Origin of the sequence: Microbacterium sp. (genome assembly GCF_029263575.1) — a bacterium.
In the GTDB taxonomy this organism is placed as follows: domain Bacteria; phylum Actinomycetota; class Actinomycetes; order Actinomycetales; family Microbacteriaceae; genus Microbacterium.
On record NZ_JAJUFV010000132.1, the window covers coordinates 1 to 8,119 of the forward strand.

The window sequence follows — 8,119 nt, forward strand, 5'->3', positions numbered from 1 at the left end:
ACAGCGCCGTTCCGCTCAAGCCGCGCGTGTACCGGTCCAAGAGCAAGAACGCACAGGAGGCGCACGAGGCGATTCGTCCCTCGGGCGATAACTTCCGCAAGCCCTCCTCGGTCTCGAGTGAACTCGATCGCGAAGAGCTGCGCCTGTACGACCTGATCTGGAAGCGCACGGTCGCCAGCCAGATGGCCGATGCGAAATACGAGACGACCACGGTCACCCTCGCTGTCGACGCCGACGGTCAGACCGCTGAGTTCACCGCATCCGGCACGGTGTACACGTTCAAAGGCTTCCTCGAGGCCTACGAAGAAGGTCGCGACGAGAAGCGCGGCGACACCGACGCCGACTCGAACCAGTCGCTTCCTGCCGTCGCCGTGGGTGACGAACTGGCGATGTCGGATGCCGAGGCAAAGGGCCACAAGACCACCCCCAAGCCGCGCTACACCGAGGCCTCGCTCGTGAAGGCCCTCGAAGAGCACGGCATCGGCCGCCCCTCGACGTTCGCCAGCATCATCGGCACGGTCATCGACCGCGGCTACGCGACCAAACGGGGTCAGGCTCTCGTGCCGACCTGGATGGCCTTCAGCGTCGTGCGGCTGCTCGAAGAGCACTTCGCCGAGCTGATCGACTACGACTTCACCGCCGGGCTCGAAGACGACCTCGACGCCATCGCCCGGGGCGAGCAGAAGCGCGTCGACTGGCTGAAGTCGTTCTACTTCGGCTCTGACACGCATGTGGGGCTGCGTCAGGTCGTCGACAACCTCGGCGAGATCGACGCGCGGGCGCTCAACGCCACGCGCATCAGCGACGTCGCCACGCTGCGCTTCGGAAAGTACGGCCCGTACATCGAGGTCATCGACCCGGCCAAGCCCGATGAGCGCGGACGCATCGTGAACGTTCCCGAAGACCTCGCTCCCGATGAGCTGACGGCTGAGAAGGCGCAGGAGCTCATCGACGCTCCCGTCGCCGGGGATCGCGTGCTCGGAGAGAACCCCGACAACGGGCGGGTCATCGTCGTGAAGGACGGACGCTACGGCCCGTACGTGCAGGAGAACCTCCCGGAAGAGGCACCGGTCGTCGACGAGAAGACAGGTGAGGTCGTCGAAGCGCCCAAGAAGAAGACGGCGAAGAAAGACGCCCCCAAGCCCCGCACGGCCTCGCTGTTCCGCTCGATGTCGGTCGAGACGGTCGACCTCGACACCGCGCTGACACTGCTGAGCCTGCCGCGCACCGTCGGCACCGATCCTGATTCGGGAGAGACGATCACGGCCCAGAACGGCCGCTACGGTCCGTACCTGAAGAAGGGCACTGACTCGCGCTCGCTCGAGAACGAGCAGCAGATCTTCGACGTGACCCTCGAGCAGGCGCTCGAGATCTACAAGCTGCCCAAGTACGGTGCAGGCTCGCGGCGCGCAGCCACCGCGCTCGCCGAGTTCGACGCCGACCCGGTCAGCGGCAAGCCGATTCGCATCCGTGACGGACGCTTCGGTGCGTATGTGACCGATGGTGAGACGAACGTGACCATTCCGCGCGGGCAGAAGCCCGAAGACATCACCTTCGAGATCGCCGTGCAGATGATCGCCGACAAGCGCGCCAAGGGGCCCGCACCTAAGCGCGGCGCACGCAAGACCGCGGCGAAGAAGACCCCGGCCAAGAAAGCTCCGGCCAAGAAGGCCGAGGCAAAGAAAACCCCGGCGAAGACGGATGCCGAGAAGGCGGCTGCCCGTTCGGCCGCCGCGAAGAAAGCTGCTGCGACCCGCGCCGCGAATGCGGCGAAGAAGGCGAACTCGTGACCGCACGCCGCGGCGTGTGGATCACGCTGGAGGGCGGTGACGGCTCGGGCAAGACGACCCAGGCCGAACTGCTCGAGCGTGCGTTGCTCGATGACGGTCGCACGGTGCTGCGCACGCGCGAGCCGGGCGGAAGCGACGTCGGACACCTGATCCGCGACATCGTGCTGCACCACCGCGGCGATATCGCGCCGCGTGCCGAGGCGCTGCTGTACGCCGCCGACCGCGCACACCACGTGGCGAGCGTGGTCAGGCCCGCGCTCGAGCGCGGTGAGGTCGTGCTGCAAGATCGCTACCTCGACTCCTCGGTGGCGTACCAGGGCGCGGGCCGCGTGCTCGACGCCAGTGAGGTGCGTCAGTTGTCGCTGTGGGCGGCGGAGGGGGCGCTGCCCGACCTCACGGTGCTGCTCGATCTCGACCCCGCTGTGGCGCGGGCGCGCCTGGACTCGGCGGACAAGCCGTTCGACCGCCTGGAGGCCGAGAAAGCCGAGTTTCACACGCGGGTGCGCGAGGCGTTTCTCACGCTGGCGGATGCCGAGCCTGAGCGTTTCCTCGTGGTGGATGCCGTATCACCTGCCGCCGAGATCGCGGATGCTATCCGGGCACGTGTGGCTGAACTCTTCTGAGCGTGGTTGCGCGCGCACCGCGCATTTCGTGCGGCGGCCGAACGCAATGACGTGTCCCATGCCCCCGTTAGGCTGAGATCATGACCGTGACACTCGCTCCGTTCCCGTGGACGGATGTCTGGGGGCAAGACGAGGCGGTCGAAACTCTGCGGTCGGCCGCTGCCGATCCGTCCGCCCTCTCACATGCCTGGCTTATCACGGGACCTCCCGGCTCCGGTCGTTCCACCCTTGCGTACGCTTTCGCCGCCGCGCTGATCGCCGACAGCCCGGATGACGAGCACACGATGCGGCAGGTGCTCGCCGGAACGCATCCCGACGTCACGGTGCTACGCACCGAGAAGGTCATCATCACGATCAAAGAGGCGCGGGCGCTGGTCGAACGGTCGTATTTCGCACCGTCTGCCGGGCGCTATCGCGTCATCGTCGTCGAAGACGCGGACCGCATGGTCGAGCGCACCTCGAACGTGCTGCTGAAGGCGTTGGAAGAGCCTCCTGAGAACACGGTGTGGGTGCTCTGCGCCCCCAGCGAAGCCGACCTGCTGCCCACGATCCTCTCCCGCGTTCGGCCCCTGCGACTGCGCGAGCCCGACGTCGACGACGTCGCTCGGCTGATCGTGCAACGAACCGGAGCCGATCCGGCTATCGCCGAGCAGGCGGCGCGCCACTCGCAACGGCACATCGGCATGGCGCAGCGACTGGCGACCGACGAAGACGTTCGTCGTCGGCGCGACACCACGTTGCGGTCGGTGCTGGCGATCCGCGGCGTCGGCAGCGCCGTCGAGGTCGCCGGAGAGATCATCCAAGTCGCCACCGACGATGCGAAAGCGCTCACTGCAGAGCGCGATGCCGATGAGCGTGCGTCGCTGCTGCGCACGGTCGGGATCGCCGAGGGGCAGGCTGTTCCGCCGGCGCTGCGCGGGCAGCTGTCTGCGCTCGAAGAAGAACAGAAGCAGAGAGCCAAGCGCAGTCTGCGCGACGGCATCGACCGCGCGCTCACCGATCTGCAGTCGATGTACCGTGATGTCGTCATGCTGCAGTACGGGCGTGCCGACGACCTCGTAAACCGAGAATTGCATGAGGATCTGAGCGCGCTGGCTGCCGCATGGCCGGTGGCACGTACGCTGGTTGTTCTTGATCATCTGGCCGAGACCAGAGAAGTCTTGGAGCGCAACGTCGCTGCGACACTCGCTCTCGAAAGCTTGCTCGTGACGATCGCGAGCGGAAGGAAGCCGTGAACATTCGACAGACTCCCCGCCTGCGACGACTGGCTGCGATCACGGCGGGGCTCGCCGTGGCGACGGTGGCATTGAGCGGATGCCTGTACGCGGCGATTCCGGCCGGCGTCGAGCCGCGCCCGTCGAAGACGAGCGCCCCCGATACCGAGGGCGTTTCGGCCGAGCTGCTGCCGTTCTACGAGCAGACCCTCGAGTGGGGGCCATGCGAGTCGGGTGCCGCGGGCTTCGACTGCACCACGGTGACAGCGCCGCTCGATTGGGAGAATCCCGCCGACGGCGAGATGGAGATAGCCGTGATCCGTCATCAGGCCAGCGGAACCCCGATGGGTTCGCTGCTGACCAACCCGGGTGGCCCGGGCGGCAGCGGCGTCGACTTCATCCAGAACCAGCTCGCGTACTCGGTCGGCGAGGAGTTGATCGAGAACTACGACGTCATCGGTTTCGACCCGCGCGGGGTCGGCCAATCGACCGCGGTGCGCTGCTTCGACGCCGCCGACATGGACGCCTACCTCTACGACATCCCGGAGAACCCGCGGGGGAGCGATGAGTGGGAGGCCGAGCTCACCGAGCGCAACAGAGAGTTCGCTGAGGCGTGTGAGGCCAACAGCGGTGGCATCCTGCCGTTCATCACGACCATCAACTCGGCGCGCGACATGGACCTCATCCGCGCGGTGCTCGGCGATAAAGAGCTGAACTACCTCGGCTACTCCTATGGCACCTTCCTCGGGGCGACCTATGCGAACCTCTACCCAGAGAAGGCGGGGCGTCTCGTGCTCGACGGTGCGATCGATCCCTCCGTCTCCGGTCTTGCGGTCGGTACGACACAGGCTTTGGGGTTCGAGTCGGCGCTGCGCGCCTATATGCAGAACTGCCTCGATTCCGGCTCATGCCCGTTCAACGGGACGCTCGACGAGGCTATGGGCGACCTCGCTGCGCTGCTCGCAAGTGTGGATCGCACCCCGCTCAAGAGCGATGACGGCAGGCTGCTGGGGGCCGATACGCTCATGACGGGCATCATCGTGACGCTCTACTCAGAGCAGAGCTGGTCGGCTCTGACGCAGGGCCTGACGGAGGCACTGCAGGGCGACCCGTCCACGGCGCTCTACCTCGCTGATGCATATAACGGGCGCGAGGGCGGAGTGTATGTCGACAACTCGACAGAGGCCTTCCGCGCCTATAACTGTATGGACTATCCCGTCGAAGACGACCAGGCGGCAGAGGACGCCGCGATGGCGAAGATCGAGAAGCACGCTCCGACCTTCGCGCCCTACTGGTCAGGCCCGGACTCCTGCGAGGTGTGGCCGTATCCGCCCACCGGCACGCGCGGCGAGATCCACGCCGAAGAGGCCGGCCCTATCGTCGTGGTCGGCACGACCAACGACCCGGCGACACCGTACGAGTGGTCGGTGTCGTTGGCCGACCAGCTCGAAGAGGGGGTGCTCGTCACGCGCGTCGGCGAGGGGCACACCGGCTACAACAAGGGCAATGCGTGCGTGGATGACGCGGTCGAATCGTTCTTGCTCAACGACGTCGTTCCGGAAGACGGACTCGAGTGCGAGTGAGTTGGTTCGCAGCATGGCTTCGGACAGGGTAAGATCGTTGATCGTGCCGCTCTCGTAGCGCACGCCGCCTTAGCTCAGTCGGCAGAGCATTTCACTCGTAATGAAAAGGTCGTCGGTTCGATTCCGACAGGCGGCTCCACCCGGCCCCGCGATGTCATCACATCGCGGGGCCGTTTCGCTTGTCACAGGCCGCGCGTACCCTTGAGGCATGACCAGGGCACTTCTCATCGTCGACGTCCAGAACGACGTCACCGAGGGCGGTGCGCTTGCCGTTGCGGGCGGTGATGCCGTGGCATCCGCCGTCTCTGCCCACCTCGCGGCGCGCGCGAGCGACTACGACGTGATCGTGGCATCTCGCGACTGGCATGATGCCGCGGGTGACAACGGTGGCCACTTCGCCGATGCCCCGGATTTCGTCGATACCTGGCCGGTGCACTGCGTCGCCGATACTGCGGGCGCGGCATACGACCCGCTCTTCGTGACGGATGCTGTCACCCACCACGTGCGCAAGGGGCAGGGCGTGCCCGCCTACTCGATGTTCGAGGGCGCGACCGACGACGGCAGGAGTGTCGCCGCGGTACTGAGCGAGAATGGCGTTCTCACCGCCGATGTCGTCGGCCTCGCCACCGATCACTGCGTCCGCGCCAGCGCTCTGGACGCGATCGCGCACGGTGTGCACGTGCGAATCCTGACCGACCTGGTGGCCGGCGTCGGCGCAGAGTCCAGTGAGGCGGCGCTCGCCGAGCTCGCCCATGCGGGCGCCGAGCTCGTCTCCGGCGCATCCGACGCTGCGAGTGACAGCGCGTGAGCCGCAGTGTGCTGCTGTTGCGCGCGGTCAACGTCGGCGGCAACAACCGCGTGCCGATGGCGCCACTGCGAGAGCTGCTCGCGGCCGAGACCGAACTGGTGAACGTGTCGACCTACATCGCCAGCGGCAACATCATCTGTGATGACCCGGCCGATGCGGCGCACGCATGTGCACAGGTGCGGCAGCTGATCGTCGACGAGTTCGGCGTCGACACACCGGTGATCAGCAGAACCCACCACGAGCTGGTGGCAGCGGTAGCGGCGCAGCCGTTCGACGATGGCAACGAGAAACTGTTGCACGCGATGTTCCTCGAAGGTGAGCCTGCCTCCGGCGCTGTCGACGCGCTGGAGTCTCGCCTCGTGCCCGGTGAGCAGATCGCCCTCCTCGGGCGCGAGCTGTGGATTCAGTACGGCGACCAGGGCGCGCCGTCGACGAAGCTCACGAAAGCGACACTCGATCGCGCACTGGGAACAGCGGGCACAGCGCGTAACCTGCGAACGGTGCGCACGCTGATCGGCCTGACGGAATAGGCAAGCTCCCTATGCGGCAGCCTCAAGGACACCGTCGAAGGCAGCAACCACGCGCATCACCGCCGCGCGGTCGCCGGTGATGTCCATCTCATCGAGATCGACGTCGTCATAGAGCACGCCGGACCACGTCGACGAGTCGCCGTGGACGACGGCAGCCGGGGCGGCGGCGTGGGATCGCTCGATCACGAGTCTGCTGTCCCAGCACAGGCGGTAGACGTACGGCTCGGCGACATCGCGGGTCCGCGTGTCCGCCAGGTGCAGTTCGAGCTCGATGGGCGGAGACATCGGGATGTTCGGAGCCATGGTCATCATCGACTGCGCAATCGCATCCGGGGTCAGGCCGCATCCCGTGACGTCGCGCGTGGGGGAGCGCACCGCCCATCGTCCGAGAGCTGCGAAGACAGGTGCGAGCTCGGCTGTCCATTCGGTGATCTCGTAGACGCTGGCTCTGGCCGGCGCGGGAAGCCTCAGGCGCCGCACGATTCCCGCCGATTCGAGCTGGCGGAGCCGGGATGTCAGAACGGCCGGTGTGATGCCGAGCAGGGTGGCTTCGAGCTCGGCGAAGCGCTTCGGTGCCAGCATGAGCTCGCGGATCACCGGGTAGGCCCAGCGGTCGCCGAGCAACTCCATCGCGTGGGAGGTGGCGCAAGCGTCTCCGTGAGAGGCATAGCTGCGTTTGACGGGCATGTTTCATTATTTCGCTATGGACAAGAAAGTTCAAGCTATGTTAAACATAGTTGGAACGCTCGAAGAGCAATAGACCGAGGAGTGACATGTCTGATCCATCTGCTTCGCCGTCGCACGGAGTCGTCACCTCGACAGACGGCACACCGATCGCCTACACGCGCATCGGCTCGGGGCCCGATCTCGTTATGGTCCACTGTGTCGGAGTCTCGCGGGCGACGACGCCGCAGCCGACCCTCGCCAGGGCCCTCGCCGAGCACTTCACGGTGTGGGCGTACGACCGCCGTGGCAAAGGCGAGAGCGGTGACCGCGCTGAGTACGACGTGCACCGCGAGATCGACGACCTCTCGGCTGTGATCGCCCTCGCCGACGGCCCGGTCACCGTCTACGGCTTCTCTTCGGGTGCGACGCTCGCGCTCATCGCCGCAGAAGCGGGGGCGCCGATCGAACGCCTGGCGCTGCTGGAGCCACCCCTGTATGACGAGGCCGACCCGGAACACCACCTGCGCGCAGAGGGCGAGCGCCGCCTCGCGGAGGGGGACGATGTACTTCACCGATGGTTCCAGACCGACATCGTCGGCGTGCCCGACGATGTGCTGGCTGAGCTCGGGCCTCCGGCGGAGGAGACCCTGCGAGATGCTTCGTCCCTGCTGCATGAGCTCACGTTTCTGCCGGGAACGCCGGCGACGCGGTTCTCTTCCGTGCGGCAGCCGACGTTGGTCATCGCATCCGCGTCGACGGTGCCAGAAATCCTCGCCTGGGGGCGCGAGCTGGAACAGGAGATGCCGAACGCGAGAGCCGCGGTCTTTCCCGGCGAGTGGCACGGCGTGGATGACGCCACCCTCACCCGTGCGATCGCGCAGTTCGTACACGGCACCCCTCGCGAC

The 8,119-nt window shown here is 66.6% G+C and carries 8 protein-coding genes and 1 tRNA gene; 8 read left to right on the plus strand and 1 reads right to left on the minus strand.

Annotated elements, in window-relative coordinates:
* The 7 genes from Q1J95_RS12325 to Q1J95_RS12355 form a co-directional block, all read left to right on the plus strand.
* Positions 1–1,790, plus strand: a 1,790-nt coding sequence (locus tag Q1J95_RS12325; RefSeq protein ID WP_300267958.1) for a DNA topoisomerase, incomplete at its 5' end; no start/stop codon positions are given.
* Positions 1,787–2,413, plus strand: coding sequence for a dTMP kinase (gene tmk / locus Q1J95_RS12330; RefSeq protein WP_300267961.1), 627 nt, complete (start codon positions 1,787–1,789; stop codon positions 2,411–2,413). The genes Q1J95_RS12325 and tmk, both read left to right, overlap by 4 nt.
* Positions 2,414–2,493: 80 nt before the next feature.
* Positions 2,494–3,648 (plus strand): DNA polymerase III subunit delta', encoded by a 1,155-nt coding sequence (locus Q1J95_RS12335; RefSeq protein ID WP_300267963.1) that lies wholly within the window; start codon positions 2,494–2,496, stop codon positions 3,646–3,648.
* A complete protein-coding gene (locus Q1J95_RS12340) occupies positions 3,645–5,210 on the plus strand; it encodes an alpha/beta hydrolase (RefSeq protein ID WP_300267965.1) in 1,566 nt (521 codons plus the stop codon). The genes Q1J95_RS12335 and Q1J95_RS12340 overlap by 4 nt, the downstream gene beginning before the upstream one ends.
* 63 nt (positions 5,211–5,273) lie before the next feature.
* Positions 5,274–5,349, plus strand: a tRNA-Thr gene (locus tag Q1J95_RS12345).
* Positions 5,350–5,418: 69 nt separating this feature from the next.
* The gene (locus tag Q1J95_RS12350; RefSeq protein ID WP_300267968.1) at positions 5,419–6,018 is read left to right on the plus strand and encodes an isochorismatase family protein; all 600 of its coding nucleotides are present in this window, start codon (positions 5,419–5,421) and stop codon (positions 6,016–6,018) included.
* Positions 6,015–6,548: a DUF1697 domain-containing protein gene (locus Q1J95_RS12355; RefSeq protein WP_300267970.1), complete on the plus strand. Its 534-nt coding sequence runs from the start codon at positions 6,015–6,017 to the stop codon at positions 6,546–6,548. The genes Q1J95_RS12350 and Q1J95_RS12355 overlap by 4 nt, the downstream gene beginning before the upstream one ends.
* Before the next feature lie 9 nt (positions 6,549–6,557).
* On the opposite strand, the gene Q1J95_RS12360 is transcribed toward Q1J95_RS12355, so the two are convergent.
* Complete coding sequence (locus tag Q1J95_RS12360; protein WP_300267971.1) at positions 6,558–7,235, minus strand: helix-turn-helix domain-containing protein; 678 nt, start codon at positions 7,233–7,235, stop codon at positions 6,558–6,560.
* An 86-nt stretch (positions 7,236–7,321) separates the two neighbouring features.
* On the opposite strand from Q1J95_RS12360, the gene Q1J95_RS12365 reads away from it, so the two are divergent.
* Positions 7,322–8,119: alpha/beta hydrolase (locus Q1J95_RS12365; RefSeq protein WP_300267974.1), on the plus strand; the 798-nt coding region annotated here is incomplete at its 3' end.